This is a genomic window from Halomonas sp. TH-94 (assembly GCF_057473365.1).
In genome coordinates this window covers 51243-74362 of the sequence record NZ_JBYCKL010000119.1, presented here as the reverse complement: position 1 = coordinate 74362, position 23120 = coordinate 51243, and the positions used below count along the sequence as shown (strand labels likewise).

At 64.0% G+C, this 23120-nt stretch carries 25 protein-coding genes; 2 read left to right on the top strand and 23 right to left on the bottom strand.

The genetic code is table 11. The features are described from left to right. Positions 1-118 precede the first annotated feature (118 nt). From AC2VNO_RS19885 to AC2VNO_RS19830, 12 genes are all read right to left on the bottom strand, one after another. Positions 119-454: a PilZ domain-containing protein gene (locus AC2VNO_RS19885; RefSeq protein WP_228577229.1), complete on the bottom strand. Its 336-nt coding sequence runs from the start codon at positions 452-454 to the stop codon at positions 119-121. Positions 455-478: 24 nt separating this feature from the next. Then, positions 479-1480, bottom strand: a complete 1002-nt coding sequence (locus AC2VNO_RS19880) for a DNA polymerase III subunit delta' (RefSeq protein ID WP_486935751.1) — start codon at positions 1478-1480, stop codon at positions 479-481. Beyond that, positions 1471-2124, bottom strand: a complete 654-nt coding sequence (gene tmk / locus AC2VNO_RS19875; protein ID WP_486935750.1) for a dTMP kinase — start codon at positions 2122-2124, stop codon at positions 1471-1473. The genes AC2VNO_RS19880 and tmk overlap by 10 nt, the downstream gene beginning before the upstream one ends. A 40-nt stretch (positions 2125-2164) precedes the next feature. Continuing rightward, the gene (gene mltG / locus AC2VNO_RS19870) at positions 2165-3169 is read right to left on the bottom strand and encodes an endolytic transglycosylase MltG (RefSeq protein WP_486935749.1); all 1005 of its coding nucleotides are present in this window, start codon (positions 3167-3169) and stop codon (positions 2165-2167) included. A 50-nt stretch (positions 3170-3219) separates the two neighbouring features. Further along, a complete protein-coding gene (gene pabC, locus AC2VNO_RS19865) occupies positions 3220-4029 on the bottom strand; it encodes an aminodeoxychorismate lyase (RefSeq protein WP_486935748.1) in 810 nt (269 codons plus the stop codon). Between the two features lie 21 nt (positions 4030-4050). Next, positions 4051-5292 (bottom strand): beta-ketoacyl-ACP synthase II, encoded by a 1242-nt coding sequence (gene fabF / locus AC2VNO_RS19860; protein ID WP_486935752.1) that lies wholly within the window; start codon positions 5290-5292, stop codon positions 4051-4053. Positions 5293-5479: 187 nt separating this feature from the next. Then, positions 5480-5713 carry an acyl carrier protein gene (acpP, locus tag AC2VNO_RS19855; protein ID WP_008956801.1) on the bottom strand — a complete coding sequence of 78 codons (234 nt, stop codon included), beginning with the start codon at positions 5711-5713 and terminating at the stop codon, positions 5480-5482. Between the two features lie 120 nt (positions 5714-5833). After that, positions 5834-6577, bottom strand: a complete 744-nt coding sequence (gene fabG, locus AC2VNO_RS19850; RefSeq protein WP_486935747.1) for a 3-oxoacyl-ACP reductase FabG — start codon at positions 6575-6577, stop codon at positions 5834-5836. A 96-nt stretch (positions 6578-6673) separates the two neighbouring features. Next, entirely contained in the window at positions 6674-7627 is a 954-nt protein-coding gene (gene fabD / locus AC2VNO_RS19845; protein ID WP_486935746.1) for an ACP S-malonyltransferase, read from the bottom strand. Positions 7628-7657: 30 nt separating this feature from the next. Next, positions 7658-8671 (bottom strand): phosphate acyltransferase PlsX, encoded by a 1014-nt coding sequence (plsX, locus tag AC2VNO_RS19840; protein ID WP_486935745.1) that lies wholly within the window; start codon positions 8669-8671, stop codon positions 7658-7660. 34 nt (positions 8672-8705) lie between these two features. Further along, positions 8706-8876: a 50S ribosomal protein L32 gene (gene rpmF / locus AC2VNO_RS19835; RefSeq protein WP_010627954.1), complete on the bottom strand. Its 171-nt coding sequence runs from the start codon at positions 8874-8876 to the stop codon at positions 8706-8708. A 31-nt stretch (positions 8877-8907) separates the two neighbouring features. Continuing rightward, positions 8908-9435 carry a YceD family protein gene (locus tag AC2VNO_RS19830; protein ID WP_486935744.1) on the bottom strand — a complete coding sequence of 176 codons (528 nt, stop codon included), beginning with the start codon at positions 9433-9435 and terminating at the stop codon, positions 8908-8910. Between the two features lie 118 nt (positions 9436-9553). Here AC2VNO_RS19830 and AC2VNO_RS19825 point away from each other — a divergent pair, with 118 nt between their 5' ends. Next, on the top strand, positions 9554-10150 hold the full coding sequence (locus AC2VNO_RS19825; RefSeq protein WP_486935743.1) for a Maf family protein: 597 nt from the start codon (positions 9554-9556) through the stop codon (positions 10148-10150). Here the strand turns inward: AC2VNO_RS19825 and AC2VNO_RS19820 are convergent. From AC2VNO_RS19820 to AC2VNO_RS19810, 3 genes are read right to left on the bottom strand one after another with little or no spacing between them, the layout of a single operon-like run. After that, on the bottom strand, positions 10135-11247 hold the full coding sequence (locus tag AC2VNO_RS19820; protein WP_486935742.1) for a S49 family peptidase: 1113 nt from the start codon (positions 11245-11247) through the stop codon (positions 10135-10137). The genes AC2VNO_RS19825 and AC2VNO_RS19820 overlap by 16 nt on opposite strands. Before the next feature lie 23 nt (positions 11248-11270). Next, the gene (locus tag AC2VNO_RS19815; protein ID WP_486935741.1) at positions 11271-11921 is read right to left on the bottom strand and encodes an HAD family hydrolase; all 651 of its coding nucleotides are present in this window, start codon (positions 11919-11921) and stop codon (positions 11271-11273) included. Positions 11922-11967: 46 nt separating this feature from the next. Then, a complete protein-coding gene (locus AC2VNO_RS19810; protein WP_486935740.1) occupies positions 11968-12915 on the bottom strand; it encodes an RluA family pseudouridine synthase in 948 nt (315 codons plus the stop codon). A 563-nt stretch (positions 12916-13478) separates the two neighbouring features. On the opposite strand from AC2VNO_RS19810, the gene rne reads away from it, so the two are divergent. Then, the gene (gene rne / locus AC2VNO_RS19805; protein WP_486935739.1) at positions 13479-16604 is read left to right on the top strand and encodes a ribonuclease E; all 3126 of its coding nucleotides are present in this window, start codon (positions 13479-13481) and stop codon (positions 16602-16604) included. Between the two features lie 97 nt (positions 16605-16701). Here the strand turns inward: rne and murB are convergent, their stop codons facing one another. From murB to AC2VNO_RS19765, 8 genes are all read right to left on the bottom strand, one after another. Continuing rightward, positions 16702-17709 carry a UDP-N-acetylmuramate dehydrogenase gene (murB, locus tag AC2VNO_RS19800; RefSeq protein ID WP_486935738.1) on the bottom strand — a complete coding sequence of 336 codons (1008 nt, stop codon included), beginning with the start codon at positions 17707-17709 and terminating at the stop codon, positions 16702-16704. Then, the gene (locus AC2VNO_RS19795; RefSeq protein WP_228576818.1) at positions 17706-18185 is read right to left on the bottom strand and encodes a low molecular weight protein-tyrosine-phosphatase; all 480 of its coding nucleotides are present in this window, start codon (positions 18183-18185) and stop codon (positions 17706-17708) included. Before AC2VNO_RS19795 ends, murB begins: the two co-directional genes overlap by 4 nt. Before the next feature lie 9 nt (positions 18186-18194). Beyond that, positions 18195-18968, bottom strand: coding sequence for a 3-deoxy-manno-octulosonate cytidylyltransferase (kdsB, locus tag AC2VNO_RS19790; protein WP_486935737.1), 774 nt, complete (start codon positions 18966-18968; stop codon positions 18195-18197). Beyond that, positions 18968-19177 carry a Trm112 family protein gene (locus tag AC2VNO_RS19785; RefSeq protein WP_486935736.1) on the bottom strand — a complete coding sequence of 70 codons (210 nt, stop codon included), beginning with the start codon at positions 19175-19177 and terminating at the stop codon, positions 18968-18970. The genes kdsB and AC2VNO_RS19785 overlap by 1 nt, the downstream gene beginning before the upstream one ends. An 81-nt stretch (positions 19178-19258) precedes the next feature. Next, complete coding sequence (lpxK, locus tag AC2VNO_RS19780) at positions 19259-20266, bottom strand: tetraacyldisaccharide 4'-kinase (RefSeq protein ID WP_486935735.1); 1008 nt, start codon at positions 20264-20266, stop codon at positions 19259-19261. After that, on the bottom strand, positions 20263-22020 hold the full coding sequence (msbA, locus tag AC2VNO_RS19775) for a lipid A export permease/ATP-binding protein MsbA (protein ID WP_486935734.1): 1758 nt from the start codon (positions 22018-22020) through the stop codon (positions 20263-20265). Before msbA ends, lpxK begins: the two co-directional genes overlap by 4 nt. Beyond that, on the bottom strand, positions 22017-22445 hold the full coding sequence (locus AC2VNO_RS19770) for an ExbD/TolR family protein (protein WP_486935733.1): 429 nt from the start codon (positions 22443-22445) through the stop codon (positions 22017-22019). The genes msbA and AC2VNO_RS19770 overlap by 4 nt, the downstream gene beginning before the upstream one ends. Beyond that, entirely contained in the window at positions 22442-23110 is a 669-nt protein-coding gene (locus AC2VNO_RS19765) for a MotA/TolQ/ExbB proton channel family protein (RefSeq protein WP_486935732.1), read from the bottom strand. The genes AC2VNO_RS19770 and AC2VNO_RS19765 overlap by 4 nt, the downstream gene beginning before the upstream one ends. Positions 23111-23120: the final 10 nt, after the last annotated feature.

Genomic DNA, 23120 nt, shown 5'->3' with positions numbered 1-23120 from the left:
CTGGGACGCGACGAGCCCAACAAGTGGCTGACCTATGGCGGTGCCGCCCTGTTGAGCGCCGTGGCCCTGGGCGGCGTGTTGCTCGGCATGTTGCAGTAGAGGCCCACACCGACCGGGCCTACAGCGTATAGGTAGGGTGCCCCTTGTCCAGCTGACCGGCCAGGAGCGTCTCGATGCGGTCACGCACACTGTGATCTTCGGAACTGAAATGGATACCGATGCCCGGCACCCGTCTACCCGCCACCCCATCGGGGGACACCCAGACCACCTGGCCGGTGACCGGCACTCTTTCGCTTTCACCCGGCAGGGTCAGCAGCAGGTAGACTTCCTGACCGAGCTCGTAGCGTTCACGGGTGGGCACGAAGATGCCGCCTCGCTCGAGCAGCGGCATGTAAGCGGAGAGCAGCGTCTGCTCGTCCTGGATCGTCAACGACAGGGCCTTCTGCGGAGCCATGGGTTCTCCTTTCGGGTGCTTTGCTCAGGAGCGCAGCAGGGTCGACCAGCGTACCAGCCAGGCCTCGAGGACCAGCTGCGGGTTGGGGTTGCCGCCCGTCGCCAGCAAGCGGCGCTGCTCCTGGGCAAAGTCCAATAGCCGAAACCAGTCCTGAACTCGTGCATTCTTGACCGCCTGGCGATAAAGCGGCAGCAGGTCGGGATTGCGCACCGCTTCGGCCTCACCTGACAGGCCCAGGCGAATCAGATCCTCGAGCCAGGCAATACCGTACCATAGTATGGATTCAAGGGACTGGCGGTCGAGGCGCGCCGCTTCAGCCACCGGCTCGGCACCACGCACCAGTGCATCGAAGGTTTCATGCAGCTGCTTGCGTAACCCCCGCGCCTCCGCCGAAGCCAGCTCGGCTGCCAGAAGCGGCAGTCCACCCGATACCTGATACCAGAACTCGGCCTCCTCACGACTACCCAGTGACCTGGTCAGCCAATCGATGCTCTGTGCATGATCGGGCAGCGGCAGACTCCAGTGCTGACAGCGCGAGCGAATGGTAGCGAGCATGCGCGAAGGCACATCGGCCAGCAGCACGAACTGGGTGCGCTGCCCTGGCTCCTCCAGGCTCTTCAACAGCGCATTGGCGGCCGCCACATTCATCGCTTCCGCCGGTGAGAGGACGATGACGCGGTGCCCTCCCTGCTGAGCGGTCTGGGCGACGAAGGCGTTCACCTCGCGTATCGGGTCGATGCGAATCTGCCGTTTGCCCTCTTCCGGTGAGATGCGCACCAAATCGGGATGATAGCCAGCCGCCATCATGCGACAGCCGTGGCACTGACCGCAGGCCACATCCCCCGGCGAGGCGCACAGCAGGTAACCAATCAGTGCTTCGGCGAAGCGCTGCTTGCCGACGCCGTGAGGACCGGAGAGCAGCAAGGCGTGTGGCAGACGCCCGCTGCGATGCAGCGTCAGGAACTGGCGCCACAGCGTATCATGCCAAGGTAGCGGCGCTGGTGGTAACGAATCGCTCACAGCCACTCACTCACACGTGTTTCAAGACATGCCGTGAGGCGTGCCTGTACGGTAGCGAGCGGGGCGTTAGCATCGATCACCGCCACTCGCTGCGGCGCCGCCTCCGCCCGCGCCAGGTAGCTGCGACGTACGGCCTCGAAGAAAGCGCGGTGCTCCTGTTCGAAGCGGTCGCGGCCTTCGCCACTGGCATTCAGCCGGCCTTGCAGCCGCTGCTGCGCGGTTTCGACCGGCATGTCGAGCAGTAGCGTCAGGTCCGGCTCCAGGCCACGCTGCACGAAGCGCTCGAGCTCGGCGATACGTGCCGTTTCGATACCCCGTCCACCGCCTTGGTAAGCAAAGGTGGCGTCGGTAAAGCGATCGCAAAGGACCCAGGCCCCCCGCTCGAGTGCCGGACGAATTTTCTGGGCGAGGTGCTGGGCTCGGGCGGCGAAGATCAGCAGCAGTTCGGCATCGGCATCAAGGGGCTCTTCTGCCTTGGGCGATAGCAACAGTTCACGCATGGCTTCGGCCCGCGGCGTACCTCCGGGCTCACGGGTGCGCACCACCTCGATACCGCGTGCCGACAGCCAGCGTGCCACGCACTCGAGGTTGGTGGACTTGCCTACCCCCTCGCCACCTTCCAGAGTGATGAAACGTCCGCGCTGTAGCATCAAGGGCTCCTGTGGGACCGGCCGCGCTTCGGCATGCCGCTCAACGGTTGCGTATGTAGCGATTCACGGCGTTGTTGTGTTCGCGAAGAGTGCGTGAAAAATGGTGTGTGCCGTCACCGCGCGAAACGAAGTAGAGCGTATCGCCGGGCAGTGGATCCACCGCGGCCTCCAGCGAAGCGCGCCCCGGCATGGCGATGGGAGTCGGTGGCAAGCCGTTGATCACATAAGTGTTGTAGGGCGTGGCCTCCTGCAGGTCCGCGCGCGTGATCCGCCCTTCATAGCGCTCCCCCATCCCATAGATCACCGTGGGATCGGTCTGCAAGCGCATACCGGTCTGCATGCGCCGTTTGAATACGCCGGCGATCTCGCGCCGCTCTGCGGGCGCGCCGGTCTCACGTTCGATCAGCGAGGCCATGATCAGTGCTTCGTAAGGCGAATCGATGGTCAGATCGTCGCTGCGTGCTTCCCACACCTCATCTAGCACTTGCTCCATGCGCTGCAGTGCCTGACTCAGAATGTCGAGGTCGCTCATGCCCTTGTGGTAGCGATAGGTATCGGGGAAGAACCACCCTTCGGGGTGCCGGCCTTCGCGCTCGAGCAGCGCCATGACCTCGTCATCGCTCAAGCCTTGGGTGCGATTCTGGAGCTTGGGGGCGGCGTCCAGACGGGCCCGCATCTGGCGAAAAGTCCAACCTTCGGGAATGGTCAGCGGGTAGGTGACAACACGATCGCTGCCGAGCAGCTCGATAAGCTCACGCCCGCTCATGCCCGGCTCGAGCAGATACTCACCCGTACGCAGACGGGGGATCGTTTCGGGCTCGATGCGTGTCAGCAGACGAAACGCCCATTCGTCCTGAATCAGGCCGCGCGATGCCAGGTCCGTCACTACCCGATTGTAGCCGGCGCCTCGGGGCACTTCGTATAGCGTCTCTTCTTCCACCGCAATGGGTGCCTCCAACCGGCTCTCCCAGTAGCGAAAGCCGGCAAAGGCCGCCACGCCTGCCAGGATGATCAGTACTATCAGGACCTTCACCACACGCAGCATGCATTTTCCTCATTACCTGCCGTTTGCGCCTGCAGCTCCGGCTGCGGCCTTCAGCTATTGAACGTCGACGGATACCCGAGCAGCTCATGAGCCGCACTCTGCAAGGAGCGATGAAGCGAGCCCAGCGTCCAGCACTGCTGGCGGCGACCATCGGCATCGTCGAGGCGAACCACAGGCCAGAGCCCCTGAACCGAGTTGCCTAGCCATACGGCCTCGGCCTCGGCCAGTACCTCGGGGCCGACCGTCACCTCCGAGAAGGGATGGCACGCCATCAGCGCCTCGCGCAGCGTTCCCGCCACGCCGCAGCCCTCCAGGCGCGGGGTCTCAAAGCGTCCCTGTCGCAGCCAGAACAAGTTCATGCTGGTGGCTTCGATCAGGCTGCCCTGACTGTCGCAGAGCAACCCTTCCGCCACCTCGGAATCATCCCATTCGCGGCGCGCCAGTACGTTCTCCAAGCGGTTGAGATGCTTGATACCCGCCAGCAGCGGCTGAACACCCAATCTCAAGCGGCAATGTCGAACCCGTACGCCGGCATTCCAGCGCTGCGCCTGAGGCGTAAAGTCGGTGACCTGCCACAGCAGCCGCGGCTCGGCCGATGGCGAGGGAAGATAGCCTCGGCCGCCGCTGCCCCGGGTAAGGATCAGCTTGAGCACCTTCAGGCCCGGGCCCGCCTTGGCCGGCAGAGCGTCGAGCTCCCCTGCCGGTGGCATGGGCATTCCCAGCGTGGTGCAACCCCGAACCAGCCGCGCCAAGTGCCGACGCCACAGCAAAGGCTCTCCATCCCGCACAAGGACGGTTTCGAACAGCCCATCGCCGTAGGCCAGGGCTCGGTCGTCTGCCGGGACCCACTGATCCGTCAACGACCGTCCCATGCAATGCCCTCAGCGCAACCGAGAAAAGACCAGGGTTCCGTTGGTACCGCCGAAGCCGAACGAGTTCGACAACGCCACGTCGATCTTCATCGACCGTGCCGTATGCGGCACGTAATCCAGGGTGCAGCCTTCCTGAGGGTTGTCCAGGTTGATCGTTGGCGGTGCCACCTGGTCGCGAATCGCCAGGATGCAGAAAACCGCTTCGACCGCCCCGGCAGCCCCCAGCAGATGGCCGATCATCGATTTGGTGGAACTCACCGCCACGCCGTCGGCCGCGGCACCCATGACTTTTTCGATGGCGCGGCTCTCGGCCAGATCGCCTGCCGGCGTCGAAGTACCGTGGGCGTTGATGTAGTCGACCGCCGAAGGATCGATCCCGGCATCGCGTATGGCGTTGCGCATGGAGAGCGCCGCTCCACTGCCGTTCTCGGGCGGGGCCGTCATATGGAAGGCGTCGTCGCTCATGCCGAAGCCGGTCAGCTCGGCGTAGATTCGCGCACCGCGTGCCTTGGCATGCTCGTACTCCTCGAGCACCAGGATGCCGGCACCGTCCGACAGCACGAAGCCGTCGCGGTCGCGGTCCCATGGGCGGCTGGCAGCCGTAGGATCGTCGTTACGGGTCGACAGCGCTCGAGCGGCGGAAAATCCACCCAGCCCCAGCGGGGTGGTGGCCATCTCGGCACCGCCGCAAATCATGACATCGGCGTCGCCATAGGCAATGGTACGAGCGCTGTAGCCGATGTTGTGCGTCCCGGTGGTACAGGCCGTGGTGATGGCAATGTTGGGCCCCTTGAAACCATGCTGAATGGCCAGGTTGCCGGAAATCATGTTGATGATCGAGCCGGGAACGAAGAACGGCGAGACGCGCCGCGCGCCCCCCTTGTTGAGGGCATTATGGTTGTGCTCGATCATCGGTAGACCGCCGATGCCGGAGCCGATGGCCACGCCGATACGTTCGGCATTTTCCTCGGTGCACTCGAGGCCTGCATCGCTGATCGCCTGTGCTCCCGCTGCCACGCCGTACTGGATGAACAGATCCATCTTGCGCGCATCCTTGGGATTCAGGTACGGGCTGATGTCGAAGTTCTTGACCGAGCCGCCGAAGCGGGTGTTGAAGCTGGTGGCATCGAAATGTTCGATGGGGGCGATGCCGCTCTTGCCGGCCAGGATATTCTCCCAGCTCTCATTGACGGTGTTGCCCACCGGCGTGACCAACCCCAGTCCGGTCACCACAACTCTACGAGCCATCAGCAATCCTCCAGACAACCTTGATGACACGGCCCATCCACAGGCCGTCTTTGCGCGCATTATACCGGACATGATCATCGCTTGGGCAGCGCAGCCCAAGCTACAAGCAAAAAGCCGCCCTGGGTCTCAGGACGGCTTTTCCAGGGCCCGGAACGGCCCTTCACCTCAGCAAGCGGTGACGAACGCGCCCTTACTGGTGGGCGTTGACGTAATCGATGGCTTCCTGAACGGTGGTGATCTTCTCGGCTTCCTCATCGGGAATTTCGGTATCGAATTCCTCTTCGAGCGCCATGACCAGCTCTACTGTATCCAGGGAATCAGCGCCAAGGTCCTCGGTGAAGGAGGAGCTGTTCTGGATATCCTCTTCCTTGACGTTCAGGCGCTCGGCCACAACCTTCTTCACGCGCTCTTCGATGGTGCTCATTATACGTACTCCAGTCGTTCAAGTTAGCCGTTCAGATGACCAGCCGTTGGTCCGCAAACTCAAGCTGCGGGTAGTTTATAGACGCCCCCCGGTCGGCGCAACCGCCGACCGATGGGAGCTTCAACGCATGTTCATGCCGCCGTTGACCTGCAGCGTTTCACCAGTAATGTAGCCGGCGTTATCGCTGGTCAGAAAGCCAACGGCGGCAGCGATTTCTTCAGGCTCGCCCAGGCGTGACAGCGGAATCTGAGTCAACAACGCCTTATGCTGCTCCTCGGGAAGCGCGCTCGTCATGTCGGTAGCGATGAAGCCCGGTGCCACCGCATTCACGGTAATGGCCCGCGAGGCCACTTCACGGGCCAGAGCACGCGTGAAGCCCTCCATGCCTGCCTTGGCGGCAGCATAGTTGGTCTGGCCGAGATTGCCCATGGTCGCCACCACGGAACTGATACTGACAATTCGTCCGAAACGGGCCTTGGTCATGCCACGCAGACACGCCTTGGTGACGCGGTACACCGACTTGAGGTTGGTATCGAGTACCGAATCCCACTCATCTTCCTTCATGCGCATCAGCAGGTTGTCGCGGGTGATGCCGGCATTGTTGATCAGAATGGTGGGCGCGCCGAACTCCTCGGTGATGGCCTTGATCAAGGCATCGACACTGGCCTGGTCGGTGACATCCAGGGCCCTGCCGCCCCCCTCGATGCCATTGGCGCGCAGATCCTCGTCGATCCGGGCCGCACCGGATTCGGTAGTAGCCGTTCCGATCACTATACGCCCCTGGCGTCCTAGCTCATGGGCGATGGCCCGACCGATGCCGCGACTGGCGCCGGTCACCAGGGCGATTCTGCGTTCGCTGGTCATAACCTGTTGCCGCTCCGAATGCTGTTGGGTCCTGGGGCTCGGTGCCCCTGTTTGTTATCGGGCCGACACACGCCGGCCCCGTTGCACCGTCTCCGGTTACTGCTCGACCGACTCACGCGCCAGCGTGAGGGCCGCCTCGAGGCTCTCGGGGTCGTTGACGGCGAGCCCCTTGCTGCCCTTGGCGATACGCTTGCCAAGGCCGGTGAGTACCTTGCCCGGTCCGCATTCGATGAAGACCGTGGCACCCGCTGCCGACATGGCCTCGACACAGGAGGTCCAGCGAACCGGCTGGTAGAGTTGCTCGACCAAGCGCGTGCGCAAGGTTTCGACATCGGCATGTGCCTGCGCATCCACATTCTGGTACACCGTATAGCGCGGCGGACGCATGTCGAGGTCAGCCATGGCGGCCTTGAGTCGCTCGGCGGCCGGACGCATCAACTCGCAGTGCGACGGCACGGACACCGGCAGCGGCATGGCGCGCTTGGCCCCCGCTTCCTGACACAGGGCGATGGCACGCTCGACGGCCGCCTGGGTGCCGGCAATCACGACCTGCCCCGGAGCATTGTAGTTGACCGCCGCCACGACCTCATTCTGCGCCGCCTCGGCACACGCAGCTTCAACGGTGGCATCCTCGAGTCCGAGAATGGCCGCCATGGCACCCTGCCCTACCGGTACCGCTTGCTGCATGGCCTCACCGCGCAGGCGTACCAGGCGAACGCCGTCGGCGAAACCCATCACACCGGCACAGACCAGAGCACTGTACTCGCCCAGACTGTGGCCTGCCATTGCGCCGGGACGAGGCCCCTCCAGCTCCTGCCAGACACGCCAGATGGCAACGCTGGCCGTCAGCAGCGCCGGTTGAGTGCAGGCGGTGGCGTTGAGCGCCTCATCGGGCCCCTCCTGAACCACTTTCCACAGGTCGTAGCCCAGCGCATCGGCAGCCTCCTCGAAGGTCGTCCGTACGACACTGTAGCGTTCTGCCAGCTCTCGCAGCATGCCCAGCTGCTGAGAACCTTGCCCGGGAAAGACGAGGGCGAGGGGTTGAGTCATGTCGTTCACCATTACTCTTGTTGAGTGCTGTCAAATGCGACCGCCCAGCTCCAGGTCCAGTTGCGTCGGCAAACCGCGACTGACCTCCTGCGCGGCCCGCAACACAGCATAGGAAAAGCCCGTGGCCTCGGCACTACCGTGACTCTTGATCACGATGCCGTCGAGCCCCAGCAGACTGGCGCCATTGTAGCGCACCGGGTCAAGCTCACCTTTGAGCCGACGCAGCGCCGGCCGTGCCAGCATCCCGACCACACGGCTGCTCCAATGGGATTCGAAGGTTGCCTGGACCCGCTCGATCAACATGCGAGCCAAACCTTCGCTGGCCTTGAGCACCGCATTGCCAACGAAGCCATCGCACACCACCACATCGGCCGAACCGGCGAAAATGCCGTTTCCCTCGACGAAACCGATATAGTTGAGCGCCCCCATTTCAGCCAGTAACGCGTCCGCTTCACGCACCGTCTCACTGCCCTTGGTGCCTTCGCTGCCAACGTTGAGCAGCGCCACCCGTGGAGCCGCAATGCCATCCACATGTCGCGCCATCACTTCGCCCATTCGTGCGAAGTCGACCAGCCGAGCGGGAGCGACGTCGACATTGGCACCGAGATCCAGGAGATAGCAGCGCCCGTCACCGCGCGTGGGTATGGCGGTGCAGATAGCCGGACGCGGGATGCCTGCCACCGTGCCCAGGGCACGGCGCGACAGCGCCATCAGAGCCCCCGTGTTGCCGGCACTGACACCCGCCGCGGCCTGGCCGCTGGCCAGATATGCCAACATCATCGCCATGCTCGTCCCACCGCCACGCCTCAGCGCATCGGAGGGCCGCTGATCCTGACGAATGAAGCTCGGGGCATGATGAATGCGCAGATGCGAACCCGCCGCGGCAAGATGCCGCGGCAGGTTGTTGAGCTCGGCTGACAGCTGGTCGCCAGGACCGAACAGATCGGCAGAGAGCCCCGGCCAAGCCTGCACGGCGGTCGCTGCTCCCTGAACGGCAGCAGCAGGGCCCGCATCTCCGCCCATCGTATCGATGGCAATCCGCACGTTCAGGTGCCGATGGTCATCGAAGCGGGTCGACTCAGACGTCGACTACCTTGCGGCCACGGTAGAAGCCGTCGGGAGAGACGTGGTGGCGCAGGTGAGTGGTACCGGTTTCCTTGTCCTGGGACAGGGTCGGTGCGCTCAGGGCGTCATGGCTACGACGCATGCCGCGCTTGGAACGGGTTTTACGATTCTGCTGAACTGCCATGGGTGTCACTCCGAAGTGAGACGAGAAACAATCAGGATTTGTCCTTGAGGTGGCGCAGCACCTCGAAAGGACTGGCGGGAGCCGGCTCGTTCGATTCGGCCTCCTCACCGCTACTCAGCTGGTCGCGCGAGACACGGCAATGCGCCTCGTCGTGGTAAACCACCTGGGGCAAACTGAGGATCAATTCATCCTCGACCACCTCCAGCAGGTTCAGCTGTTCGTTCTCCACCAGCACCGGCTCATGGGTGCTTGGCAGTGCTGCCGCAAGGTCGTCGTTCGAGACCATGCCCAGCAAAAATTCGCTCTCGACGCGCTGCGCCATCGGCTCGAGGCAGCGCCTGCAGGGCAGCTGCAACTCGGCCTCGAGGCGGCCGCGAATTTCGCGGCGCCCCTGAGCATCGATACCGAAATCGAGCCATACCTGACAGTCGCCCACCTGCTCGCCCACTTGGGCGGCAAGGCGCTCGAACTGGTCGAGCGCCATCAGGCCCGAGAGGGTTTCGGCGCGGGCAGCAAGCCGGTAAGGCTCGACCCTATTGGGAAGTCGTGAGGTCAACATAGGCGCGCAATGATAGGCACTCCCTAAGCCCCTGTCAAAGACGCCATGTCAGCAAGTTACAATACCTGCCTGTTCCAGCGCCGTCGAAACTATCCACCCCTACTCACAGGAGCGCATCATGCCCCGACTCGTTCTCGCCTCAGGCTCCCGCTGGCGCCGCCAACTGCTTGATCGCCTTGGAATACCCTATGCCTGGACCAGCCCCGACATCGACGAGACGGCACGCCCTGGCGAGACACCCGAAACGCTGGTGCACCGCCTCGCACTAGCCAAGGCCAGCCGCGTGGCCGAGGAGTATCCGGATCACTTGATCGTCGGCTCGGATCAGGTGGCTGTTTTCGCCGGCCAAATACTCGGCAAGCCAGGCGACGAAGCCACGGCCCGCGCCCAGCTGGCGCGATTTTCCGGCCACCGGGTCAGCTTCATCACCGGCCTGGCGTTGATCGACACCCGCAGCGCTCGGCACCAAGTCTGCCACGAGCGCTATGACGTCCTCTTTCGTCGCTTGACGAGCGACGAAATCGCCCGCTATGTGGAAAGAGAACAGCCCCTGGACAGCGCCGGCAGCTTTCGCATGGAGGGGCTCGGCATCACGCTGTTCGAGAAGCTCGAGGGCGACGATCCCAACACGCTGATCGGCCTACCGTTGATCCGACTGTGCACGCTACTGCGTGAGGCGGGCCTCGACCCGCTGGGCGATCAAGGCAGCTGGTAGCGTACCGGCGCCCTGCCGGTGGGCACTCCCATCCACTCAGCAGCGACCCGCCCAAACTGGCGGGTCAACCGCTCAAAGGGGTCCAGCCGCGGCGTGTAGTCATGCAGCCGTACCTCGCCGAACAGGTCGCGACTCAGCGCATCCAGGCTGCTGATACCATCGACCAGCCCCAGCTCCAGCGCCTGCTGGCCACTCCACACCAGGCCGCTGAACAGCTGCTCGTCCTCTACCAGACGATCGCCGCGACCCAAGCGCACGGCCTCGATGAATTGGCCATGGGTGGTGTCCATGACCGTTTGCCAGAACTCACGCTCCTCAGGCGCCACAGGCGAAAATGGGTCGAGGAAGCCCTTGTTCTCCCCGCTGACGTAGATCCGCCGCTCGATTCCCAGGTTATCGATGGCCTCTTCGAAACCGAAGCTGGCAAAAATGACGCCGATCGACCCCACCAGGCTGGCCGGTGCGGCGATAATCTCGTCGGCCGCCGCGGCCATGTAGTAGGCGCCGCTGGCACCGACATCCTCGATTACCGCGATGATGGGCTTGTCGCCCTCTTCACGCAGCCGCATGATTTCATGAAAGACGCGCTGCGACTGCACCGGGCTACCGCCAGGACTGTCGATATGCAGCACGACGACAGCGGCATTGGGGGCATCCCAGGCACGATTGAGTCCTTCGATGATGCGCTCGGCGCTGGCCGGCGACTCACTGTCGATCACTCCGCGCACGGTCACCACGCCCAAATGCCGCCGCTCCGGCTCGCGGGCACCGTCGCCGAACAGGCTGTAGAAGCTGGTCGCCAGGGAGGCCAGGATCAGCGCTGCAAAGAAGAAGCGGAAGAACAGTTTCCAACGTCGCGAGCGGCGCTGTTCCGCCAGCACCCCGCCGATCCAGCGATCGAGCGTCTCCTGCTGGGCAAGCCGCTGCCGCTCGCGCAACACTTCGGCACTTTCGGGCGGCGGCGGCGATTTCTCGCTCCTGGCCTGGCGCGCATCGCGCGCCTGGTCGGACGTCAGCTCCGGTCCTTCGGTCCAGCGGGCTTCACGCTCGTCACGCTCCGGGCGCTTGTCATCATCTTGCCGCTTGTCGTCGCTCATTGACTCGTCTTCCTTATCACTAGCTAGCGGGTCAGCCAGTCGAACAGTTCGCTTACCGTTCCGGCAGTATAGACAGGCCGACTCGCCGCCAGGCGCCCCGGCCCATGCACGCCCCAGGTAACGGCAACCCGATCCATGCCCAAGGCACGCGCCATCTCGAGATCGTACTCGGTGTCCCCTACCATGACGGCCTCTTCGATCGGCGTATCCAGCTCGACCAAAAGCTCCTCGAGCATTTGAGGGTGCGGCTTGGAACGGGTTTCGTCAGCGGTGCGACTGGCGTGGAACCAGTGGCCACTGCCACTCTCCTGAAAGATGCGGTCGAGCCCCCGCCGACTCTTGCCAGTAGCCACGGCCAACCGTCGCTCCCGACGCTCTCGCAGCATGGCGACGCCTTCTTCGACCCCGTCGAAGAAGGCCATCGGCGTCGTATCGGCCGTGACGAAATGATGGGCGTAGCGGTTACGTAGCAGCTCGAATCGCTCGGCATCGATCCCCGGGCACAGACGATCGATGGCCTCGGGCAGGCCGAGACCGATGATGTCACGTACGGCACCCTCCTCGAGATGCCCCCAGCCGGCATCGAGCGACGCCGCTTGCATGCTGGAGACGATGCGGGCGACGGAATCCATCAGGGTTCCGTCCCAATCGAAGATCACCAGTCGATAGCGCATGATAGCTCCGGTCGAATTTTCGCGGTGTACAGCTTCGGCGCTCGGCTCAACGCCCCCCGCGGGCACGTGAGAGCACGGCCTCGAGCTCCTCGGGCAGGGGAGCTCGAATCTGCACCGGCCGCCCGCTGCTTGGCTCGGGAAAGGTCAATGACTCGGCGTGCAGAAAAAGCCGCGTCAGGCCCAGGTGGCGTGCCAAGGAGTCGCCTTCCCGCGAGCCGTACTTGTCATCGCCCAGCAGCGGGAAGCCCGCGTGGGCGGCATGGACCCGAATTTGATGGGTGCGCCCGGTGACGGGCTCGGCTTCGATGAGGGTCGCCTTGGGAAAGGCTTCACGAATGGCGAAGCGGGTGCGCGCCACCTTGCCGGCCGCATCCACCCGCACCCGACGCTCGCCATTACCGGCATCGAAACGATCGAGCCGGGCACTGACGAACTCGCGACGGACCGGCCAGCGTCCGGCCACCAGGGCCAGGTAGCGCTTGTCCATCTGATGACGCTTGAGCGCATCGTTGAGTGCCAGCAGTGCCGGGCGCGACTTGGCCAGCAGCAAGCAGCCCGACGTATCGCGGTCCAAACGATGCACGAGCTCGAGGAACTCCAAGTCTTCGCGCACCTGGCGCAGGGCCTCGATGAGGCCGATCTTGACCCCGCTGCCACCGTGAACGGGAAGGCCAGCTGGCTTGTTGATCACCAGCCAGCCCGGCCCTTCTACCAGCACGCTGCCGGCCAACAGGTTGCGCAGCCCTTCACTGACCTGCTTGACCGCCTCGCGCGGCGCCAGCTTGAGGGGCGGGATGCGCACCAAGTCCCCCACCTGCAGGCGGTAGTCGGCCTTGACCCGCTTCTTGTTGACCCGCACCTCGCCCTTTCGAACGATGCGGTAAACCAGCGTCCGCGGCACGCCTTTCAGTCGTGTTATCAGAAAGTTGTCGACTCGCTGGCCCGACTGGCCTTCGCCCACTTCCACCCACTGTACGTCGCGCCCCTCGGCCATGAGACTCCTGCTGAAAATTCGTTGTGAGGCAGCATTCTAACGCACTCCGCGACGCACTGCGCCAATTGCTGCCCTTTGCCATTACTGCTATATTGCCAGCTCGCTCGGATGGATCCCTTCGGTCCCATGGCGCCTGCACGACAGACACGCAGGCCGGAGCGACGAAATCGGGCCGCGACGACCCTTGAAACGAGTCCCGCCGCCGACGAGTGATAGCAGTAAGAGACGACAAGTAGTGACGCCACGCCCGGATCCCGGCTCGCACCAATGAGGCGAGCGGTGGCCACGGGAATCGTTCAACATCGTGCCGGTGGCCGGCGTTGGCGAATCGATGAATGCCAGGTGTCTGGCGGTGACCGCAGGGCCGGATGGGAGTAGCCCCACCGAGACATGTCCTGCCTCCGCCGCGTACTCAACATGATCATCTCGTGCTGGGCCCCTTTACGGGTGCCGGTACGATCGGGCGCCACTGTGCATCCGCGACATGCGCTGAGCACAAGCACGCAGCACCCAGAGGTTCGCCTTCTTCGATGCCCCCCGGCGCGTCCAGATTGCGAGACAACATGAAACGGATGCTCATCAATGCGACTCAGCCGGAAGAGCTGCGCGTCGCGCTGGTCGATGGACAACGGCTATATGACCTGGACATCGAATCCGGTGCCAGGGAGCAAAAGAAAGCCAATATCTACCGCGGCAAGATTACCCGCGTAGAGCCTTCCCTCGAAGCCGCCTTCGTCGACTTCGGTGCCGATCGCCACGGCTTCCTCCCTCTCAAGGAAATCTCCCGCGAATACTTCCTGAAGGATACTTCGGGGCGCCCCAGCATCAAGGAAGTGCTCAAGGAGGGCCAGGAGGTCATCGTTCAGGTAGACAAGGAGGAGCGTGGCAACAAGGGTGCTGCGCTGACCACCTTCATCAGCCTGGCCGGCCGCTTCCTCGTTCTGATGCCCAACAACCCCCGTGCCGGCGGCATCTCTCGCCGCATCGAAGGCGAAGAGCGCACTCAGCTCAAAGAGGCGATGGGCCACCTCACCGTACCGGACAAGATGGGGGTGATCGTACGCACCGCCGGCATCGGGCGCAGTGCAGAAGAGCTGCAGTGGGACCTCGATTACCTGGTCCAGGTGTGGGAATCGATCACCGAGGAAGCCGGCAAGCGCTCTGCCCCCTTCCTGATCTACCGCGAATCCAACGTCATCATCCGCGCCATGCGCGACTACCTGCGCCAGGACATCGGTGAGGTACTGATCGACAGCCCCGAGGTGCACCAGGAGGCCCTGACCTTCATTCGTCAGGTCATGCCCTCGTACCAGCAGAAGATCAAGCTGTACGCCGACGAAGTGCCGCTGTTCTCGCGTTTCCAGATCGAGTCTCAGATCGAGACCGCCTACGAGCGTGAAGTGAAACTTCCCTCCGGTGGCTCCATCGTCATCGACCACACCGAAGCGCTTGTCTCCATCGACATCAACTCGGCGCGTGCCACCCGTGGCAGCGACATAGAGGAAACGGCGCTCCAGACCAACCTGGAAGCCGCCGACGAGATCGCACGCCAGCTGCGACTGCGCGACATCGGCGGCCTGGTGGTCATCGACTTCATCGACATGAGTCCCGCGCGCAACCAGCGCGACGTCGAGAACCGCATGCGCGATGCGCTCAAGCTCGACCGCGCCCGGGTACAGATCGGCCGCATCTCGCGCTTCGGACTGATGGAGATGTCGCGTCAGCGTCTGCGCCCCTCACTGGGCGAGACCAGCGGCGTGGTGTGCCCGCGCTGTAACGGCCAGGGCACCATTCGCGACGTACGCTCACTGTCCCTCTCGATCATGCGACTGATCGAAGAGGAAGCAATGAAAGAGCGCAGCGCCCAGATCCGCGCCATCCTGCCCGTACCGGTAGCCACCTACCTGCTCAACGAGAAGCGGGCGGTGCTCGCCGACATCGAGAAGCGTCAGGGTGTCCGCGTCCTGGTACTGCCCAACCCCGAAATGGATACGCCGCACTATGACGTGCAGCGTCTGCGTGACGACCATATCGAAGAGGAAGGCGAACAGGAGAAGTCCAGCTTCGAGCTGTCGGTGGAAACGGAAATCGGCAAGGAACCGGACATGAGCATCGCCAAGCCGGTTGCCCGCTCCGAGGCAGCCGTCAAGACGGTGATTCATAACGAACCGGCCCCGGCTTCACTGCAGCAGGAGCCCACCCCGCCTCCCGCCGCTCCGCCGGCTGCCGCACCAGCCCCCGCCGCGGGAGTCCTCGGACGCCTGCTCAAGGGAGTCAGCAAGCTGCTCGGCGGGACGGATGGCGAAAGCGCTACTCCCCCGGCACCTCAAAAGCCGGTCAACATCCCGGCCAAGTCCCGTAGCAGTGAGGAAGAGCGGAGCGAACGCAACGGTGGCCGCCAGCGGCGCCGCACACGCAGCGAGTCCCAGGAAGAGGGTCGTGGCCAGCGCGGACAATCGCGCCAGCAGGAAAACAGCCGTTCCGATTCACGCCAGGAGACGCGTCAGGATAGCGCAGGCGGTCGTGGCGAAGGACGCGGCGAAGGACGCGGCGAAGGACGCGGCGAAGGACGCGGCGAAGGACGCGGCGGCCGTGGTCGCGGTCAGGCACGTGCCGACAAACCGCAAACCGAGGAAGGTCGCCAGACCAAGACGCGTAGCCGCGATGACGCTCCTCGGCGGGCAAAACCCGAGCCCCAGGAAAAGCCGCTCGAGCAAGTGACCGAGCAGCCCAAGGACGATGACGGCAAGCCCAAGCGTACGCGGAACAATCCGCGTAACCGCACGCGCCAGCATGCTCTCAACCCTCAGGCCGAAGCAGAGCAGAAGCGCCTCCAGGCCGAAGCGCCTCAGCAGCCTGAAAACGACGGCGAGCCCTCCAAAGCCGAGCAGGACAAGGCTGAGAAACCCAAGGCCGATGCACCCCAGCCGGATGTGAAGGCGGCTGAAAAGCCTGTTGCAAAGCCAGCCGAAGCGACCTCTGAGCAAATGGCCGAGCCGGTGAAGAGCGAAGCGCCGCAAGTCGAGCAGTCCAAGGCTGATGAAGCACCCAAGCCGGCAGAAAAGAAGGCGGCTGAGAAGCCGGTTGAAAAGCAGGTCGAGCAGAGTGCCGAGTCCTCCGCCGGGCCGGTGAAGAGCGAAGCGCCCAAGGCTGAACAGCCCAAGGCCGATACGCCCAAGGCGGCTGAAAAGCCGGTTGAAAAGCGGGCAGAGAAGACTGCCGAGTCCTCCGCCGAGCCGGTGAAGAGCGAAGCGCCCATGGCTGAGCAGCCCAAGGCCGATGCGCCCAAGGCAGCTGAGAAGCCGGTTGAAAAGCAGGCCGAAATGACTGCCGAGCCGTCCGCCGAGCCGGTGAAGAGTGAAGCGCCCCAGGCTGAGCAGCCCAAGGCCGATGCGCTAAAGTCGGCTGAAAAAACGGCAGAGAAGCCGGAGGAGAAACCAGCAGAGAAGCTCGCCAAGCCAGAGCTGAGCGAAGCTCCGCAAACCGAGCAGCCCAAGGCAGAAGCGCCCAAGGCGGAAGTGAGCGAAGCCCCTAAAGCTCAGGACCCCAAGATCGACTCAGTCGATTCAGCGGATCAGCCCTCGAGTGAGCAGGAAGCGATCGCTCAACGCCGTCGCCGCCGTGCGCACAACGACCCGCGTGAAATCAAGCGACGCGAGCAAGAGGCTCAGAAAGGAAATCAGGGCTGATCAGCCCATGTCATACGAAAAGGCCCGCAACGTGCGGGCCTTTTTCGTTGGCAGCCACTACTCCGGCGGCCATAGGCGATCAGCCAACACGCCTCAGTCAGGCCACCCTGGGCTCGCGCTCGAGCATCACGCCGAAGCGCTCCCGGACCCGTTCGGCCACTCGGTCAGCGAAGGCCAGCAGCTCTGCAGCGTTACCGCCACCGAAATGCACGAGCACCAGGGCCTGACGCTCGTGCACGCCAAAATGCCCAAGGCGGTAGCCCTTCAACCCACAGCGATCGATCAGCCAACCTGCTGCCAGCTTGACGCCTCCGCAGGCCAACTCGAATCTTGGCATGTCGGGCCACTCTGCCAGCAGCAGCTCCGCCATGTCTCGCTCCACGATGGGGTTCTTGAAGAAGCTGCCGGCATTACCCAGCTCAGCCGGGTCGGGCAGTTTCTCGCGGCGAATGGCGCATACGGCTTCGGCCACCTCCAGCGGAGTCGGCAGCGGACCTACACGCTGCGCCAGATCGCCATATGCCAGGCGCGGCAATGGCGTACGGGAGAGTCGCAGTGTCAATCCGGTAATGGCTACCCTGCCCGCCAGCTCGCCCTTGAAGATACTGTCGCGATAGCCGAAGCCACACTCCTCGGGCGTGAGCACGGCGCTGTGGCCGCTCTCCAGGAACAGCACCTCGACCGCCTCCACCACCTCGCATAGCTCGACGCCATAGGCGCCGATATTCTGGATCGGGGCGGCACCGCAGTGGCCCGGTATCAAGGCCAGGTTCTCGGTGCCCCACAACCCGCGAGCAGCCAGCGCCATGACCAGCGGATGCCATTCGACACCCGCGCCGACATGCACTCGCACGCTGCTACTCTGGCGCTCCAGCCACCAATGCTTCAGCGACGGACGTATCACCAGGCCCGCCAGCCGCTCAGGCAGAATTAAATTACTGCCGCCACCCAGCAAGGTCACGGGCCAGTTCCGTTCGGCGGCTAGACGCAGCAGTCGGCGCAGTGCCACCACAGTGACCGGCTCGGCAAAACGCTCGGCCAGGCATGGGAGTCCCAGGGTATTGAACGGGGTCAGATCGTGCTCGACCCGCCACTCATCTCTCAACGCTGCGTCCCCTCGAGACGAAGCGCAATCGCTTCGACCAGGCCACGAGCTGCGGCTTCTATCAGGTCAAGTACATCTTCGAAGCCCTGATCACCGCCGTAGAAGGGGTCGGGCACCGCACGGTCGCTGTGACCTGCAAAGTCGAGGAACAGGCCGATGTGCGCCCGGCAGCCATCGGGGCACTGGGCCCTAAGCGCTTCCAGGTTGTCGTGATCCATGGCCAGCAGGTAATCGAAGCGCTGAAAATCATCCGCCGCCAGCTGCCGTGCACGCAGCTCGCTCAAGTCGATGCCGCGCCGGCGAGCGGCAGCCGCCGAACGCGAGTCGGGCGACTTGCCCACGTGCCAGTCGCCGATGCCGCAGGAGTCGACCTCCACCCGGTGGGCCAGGCCCGCCCTCTCCAGCTCAAGGCGGAAAACTCCTTCGGCGGTGGGCGAGCGACAGATATTGCCCAGACAGACAAACAGAACGCGCATCATCTCTCCTTATGGGTTCTCGCTCAGCAGAGACCTGACCCGCTCCAGGTCCTCATACGTGTCGACTCCGGCTGGATTGGGCTCGGCGGCTAGGGCCACCTGAATCGCATGCCCGTGCTGCAGCGCACGGAGCTGTTCCAGCTGTTCCAGCTGTTCCAACGTCGTGGGTGCCCAGTCGCGATACTCTCTGAGGAAGCTCGCTCGATAGGCGTACAGGCCGATATGCCGCAGCCAGGCATCGGTTTCGAGCCACTCGGGACGACTGGCAAAGGCTTCACGATCCCAGGGAATGGGCGCCCGCGAAAAATAGAGAGCGCGGCCGGAGAGCGAACGCACCACCTTGACCACATTGGGATTGAACAGCGTCTCCACGTCGCCGAGGGGTTCGGCGAGCGTGGCGATGGAGGCGCCCGGGTCGTCATGCAGCCGCAGGGCGACCTGATCGATCAGACGCGGCGGTATCATCGGCTCGTCGCCCTGGACATTCACCAGCACCGCCTCGTCAGCCAGCCCAAGATGCTCGGCGACCTCGGCCAGCCTGTCGGTGCCGGTTGGGTGGTCGTCACGCGTCATCACCACCTCGGCACCCAGCGGCAGCATGGCATCGCGGATGCGCGTGTCGTCCGTGGCCACCACCACACGACTGGCGGAGCTTGCGCCAGCGCGACGCCATACATGCGCCACCATGGGCTCGCCGCAGATATCGAGCAGCGGCTTTCCCGGCAGGCGCGAGGAGCCGAAACGTGCAGGGATCACCGCAATGAAGTCCCTATTCTGGGTCATCACACCTCTCCGGTACGTCCCGGCGAGGCCGGCAGCTTTTCGTCGACCTCCATTCGGCGCGCCTCTTCGGGCAGCATGACCGGAATACCGTCACGGATCGGGTAAGCCAGGCCGTCATAGTGGCAGCGCAGCTCCTGGGCATCGCGGTCGTACTTGAGCTTGCCCTTGCACAGCGGGCAGACCAGCATCGCCAGCAGTTCCTTGTCCATCGTCTCACCTCTTTTCGTCAACGGCCGGGTCGGGGCCGATCCGCCCCGCCAGCAAATTCATTCGCGCCACGTTACCCACGGTTATCGCAGCCTTGCCAGCCGCCTGTCCAGCCAAGCCACGAAGGCCGGCTCCGGGGCGGCCTCCACTTCCAGCACCCAGGCATTTTTCAAAGCCAGGGTGTCGCATTTCTCGGCATCCTTGGCCGTCATCACCACCGGCAAGGTATCGCCGAAGCCTAGATCCCTCGGCGTGAAGCGGTGATGATCGGGAAAAGCATGCGCCTTCACCTGGAGTCCCAATGCCTCCAGGGTGGCGAAGAAGCGACCGGGATTTCCGATTCCCGCCACGGCATGAACGGCCCCCTCGAACGGCGGCGGGTCCAGCGGACATGCCACACCGTTCTCGAGCGAACGCCAGCGTACCGGCATCAGACGGAAGGTACAGGCACCGTCAGGGGGTTCGAAGGTCGGGGCACCGTTGATCAGCAGCGCATCGACCTCGCTCAAGCGCGACAGGGGCTCACGCAGAGGCCCTGCCGGCAGGCAGCGACGGTTACCGAAACCGCGAGCACCGTCCACTACCACCAGTTCGATATCGCGCCCCAGCGCTAGATGCTGCAGGCCATCGTCGCTGAGCAGGATGTTGCACCCCTGCGCGAGCAGCGCCCTGGCGCCCCGAGGCCGATCGGGATCGACGACTACCGGCACCCCGGTCTGACGTACCAACATCCGCGGCTCGTCGCCGCTCTGGGCGATCGGGGTGTGGATAGTGACGTGCAGCGGATAGCTCTCACGTTCCGCCCTGCCCCCGTAGCCGCGCGAGACGATGCCCGGCCGCCATCCTTTATCGCTCAAGTGGCGCGCCAGCCAGGCCACCAGAGGCGACTTGCCGGTGCCCCCCAGCGTCACGTTGCCGACCACGATGACAGGAACCTCGGCTCGCCATACCCGGCGCCGCCCATCGCGATAGGCGGCGGCACGCCTTGTCACGACCCAGCGATACAGCGCCTCGAGCGGACTCAGCAGCTTTAGCCAGGCGGCCCCTTCGTAGGCCGCCCTAAGCCAGCGCTCGCCCAGCCCCGGCATCATGTCGGCGCCGTCTCCTGGAATTGAAGGCGATGCAAGGCCGCATAGGCACCGTTGCGTGCCAGCAGCTCAGCGTGGCTGCCCTGTTCGACGATCTGGCCCTGTTCCATCACCAATATGCGATCGGCGCGTTCGATGGTGGAAAGGCGATGAGCGATGACCAGCGTGGTACGCCCGCGGCAGACCACCTCGAGAGCCTGCTGGATATAGCGCTCCGACTCGGTGTCCAGCGCCGACGTGGCTTCGTCCAGGATCAGCAGCGGGGAATCCTTGAAGATCGCCCGGGCAATGGCCAGGCGCTGGCGCTGTCCGCCGGAAAGCATCACCCCATTGTCGCCGACGATGGTGTCGTAGCCGTCGGGGAGCCGTTCGATGAACTCATGGGCATAGGCCGCCTGCGCCGCTGCCTCGACTGCCGCTCGATCGGCATCGGGAACGCCGTAAGCGATATTGTCGGCCACGCTGGCGTTGAACAGCGTCACCTGCTGCGACACCAGCCCTATCTGCCGGCGCAGCGGAGCCAAGCGGTATTCGTCGATGGGCACGTCGTCGATCAGCACTTGCCCGGCAGTGGGCCGGTAGAAGCGCGGCAGCAACCCGGCCAGGGTCGTCTTGCCGCTGCCGGAGCGACCGACGATAGCGATCATCTCTCCGGGCTCCACCATCAGATCGATGCGCTTGAGCACTTCCGGCTGATCGTCGCCATAGCGGAAATAAACGCCGCGCAGTTCGACCCTGCCCTGCAGGCGGTGGGGCTCGCGAGTCCCTTCGTCGGGTTCGAGGGGGACCTGCATGAGGCCGAACAGCTCCCCGGCAGCCGCGATTCCTTTTTGAATCTCGCTGTTGATTTCGGTGAGCTGACGCACCGGCTTGGCCATCAGCGACGCTGCAGTGATGAAGGCGACGAATTCACCGGGGGTCATATCGTCAAGCAGCGCCGGGGACATTGCCAGCCATACCAGCACGGCCAGCGAGACGGCGATCAGCAACTGAATCACCGGGGTGCTGATCGCCTTGGTCAGGGCTTCCTTCATTTTTTGCTGACGGTTGTAGTCGCTGGCCCGCGCAAAGCGTGCCTTTTCGTAGGCCTCGGCGCCATGGGTCCGCACCACCCGATAGCCGGTCAGCGCTTCCGAGGCGACGTGGGTCACATCGCCCATGGAGTCCTGAATGCGCTGGGAAATGCGACGAAACCGCTTGCTGGCGTAGCTTACCACTCCGCCGATCAGAGGCGTCACGGCCACGAACAGCAGGGTCAACATCCAGTTGGTCCATAGCAGATAGGCCAGCAGTCCAAGCACGAACAGCCCTTCACGCAGCAAGATGGTGATGGCATTGGTAGCGGCACCGGTGACCTGCTCGACGTGATAAGTGACCCGAGAGATCAAGTGGCCACTGGAGTGGGAGTCGAAGAAGCGTCCGGGAAGATGCAGCATGTGGTTGAACACGTTGCAGCGCAGGGTATGCACCACGTTGCGCGCCACGTTGCTCATGAAATAGGTGCCGAGGAAGGTCCCTAGCCCCCGGGCGGCGAACATGAACACCACGAACAGCGGCAGGAACAGGCGAAAGGCGGCATCCGGATCCTGTATGCCGTCGATGAGCCGCTTCATCATTTCCGCCAGCGCGGTACTCGAAGCGGCATAGATGACGTAACCGACGATCGCCAGCGAAAAGGAAATCCAGTGAGGCTTTACATAAGCCAGCAGCTGCTTGTAGAGGGTCCAGCCCGAATGTTGGAACCGGTCTTGAATCACGGTGTCTCCGCTAGCGTGGATGTTGCCTGTGTTTCGCGTGTGGCGATGCGCACCTGGCGAATGCCGAGAATACCCGCTTGATCCAGCGCCCGCACTACGTCGGCATGCAGCGCTCGAGCATCGGCCTCGACCACGAGGCCATGCTGCCTGGCCTGATCGGCCTCGGCAGCCAGTACCTGCGCCAATTCAGCGTCGCCGAACTCGCGCCCGCCCATTCGATAACGCCCCTGCTCGGTCACCGCTAGAGTCACCGGCGAGACTTCCAGACCCACGCCCGACACGCTGTCGGGAAGGGTCAGCTCGAGCGCCTGACGTGTCTCGAAGGTGGTGGAAACCATGAAGAAGATCAGCAGCAGAAAGACCACGTCGATGAGTGGCGTGAGGTTGACCTCCACCGGATCGCGGCGCCGACGTGCGAATTTCACGCCGTCCCGACTCCCGCGGCAGAGTTCGCCCCCTCGGGATGCTCGCGAACCCCCACCTCGCCACGGTAGTGGGCGAGAAATTCGACTACCTGACCGGCCTGCTCCTCCATGCGTACGGTAATGTCCTCGACCCGACGCTGAAAGTAACGATGAAACATCAGCGCCGGGATCGCCACCGTCAACCCCGCCGCCGTGGTGACCAGAGCGCGTGAGATACCCCCGGCAAGCTCGGCGGTACGACCCACCCCGTCAGCGGAAACGATCACCGCGAAGACCTCGATCATCCCTACCACGGTGCCCAGCAGCCCGATCAGCGGAGTGATGGCGGCGATGGTTCCGAGCGGGCTGAGAAAGCGCTCCATGTCATGTATCACCGCAGTGGCCGCTTCCTGCAGTCGCGCCCTGACCTGTTCGTGGCCCAGGCGAGCATTGCGCAGCCCGGCCGCCAACACGCCGCCCAGCGGCGAATGCCCTTCCAGCCAATAGAGATTGATCTGCCCACGCGCCACCAGCGAGCAAACCTCCTGGCCCAGGCCATAGGGGGCGATGCGCTTGGCGCGTAGGCTCCACAAACGCTCGATGATGATGGCCGTTGCCAGAAGCGAGCAGCCCAGCAGGGGAATCATCAGCCAGCCGCCGGCGATCAGCGCATCCGTCATGTCCATCGGTATCCCC